This window comes from Neisseria sp. P0024.S006, assembly GCF_051956595.1.
Taxonomy (GTDB): Bacteria; Pseudomonadota; Gammaproteobacteria; order Burkholderiales; family Neisseriaceae; genus Neisseria.
The window spans coordinates 1-520 of record NZ_JBQCXH010000023.1; the positions used below are offsets into that span (position 1 = coordinate 1).

The following is a 520-nucleotide window of genomic DNA, read 5'->3' on the forward strand; positions in this document are numbered from 1 at the left end:
TTTTTGTGGTTGGTGTTGGTGTTTGGGTTGGTTTTTGCGTCGTTGCCTGGCGTGGTTGTGTTGGTTTGCGGGGTTTTGGGCTATTAATCGCTGGCGAGTGCTGGGTTGGAGCTGTCTGTGTTGATGGCGGTGTTGTTGTGGGTTTTGGTGTGGTTGTTTGGTGTGTGGTTGTGGTGGGTGGTGGTGTTGGGGTGTGTGTGTTTTTGGTGTTGTTGTTTATGGGGTTTGGGTTTGTTGGGGTGTTTGGTGGGGGTGTTGTTGTGGGTTTGTTCTTCGTGTGGGCGGGTTTTGGTTAGGGGTCTTGTGTTGGGGGTTTTGTTGTGTGGGTTGTGTGGTGGGTTGGTGTGTGGGGTGTGGGTGGGGTGGGTGGGTTTGTGTTTGTTGTGGTGTGGGTGGTTTTTGGTGGGGTTGGTGGTGGTGTTGGGGTTTGGTTTTTTTGTGGTTGGGGGTTTTGTGTTTGGGGGTTGGGGGGGTGGTGTGGGGGCGTTGCGTAGGTCCGAGCCTTTCATCAGTTTGTGAC

1 protein-coding gene is annotated in these 520 nt (G+C 53.5%); it reads left to right on the forward strand.

Going from position 1 to position 520, the window contains the following annotated elements; all coding sequences use genetic code 11:
- Nucleotides 1-117 precede the first annotated feature (117 nt).
- Entirely contained in the window at nt 118-519 is a 402-nt protein-coding gene (locus tag ACTHUF_RS11065) for a hypothetical protein (protein WP_440407709.1), read from the forward strand.
- Nucleotide 520: the final 1 nt, after the last annotated feature.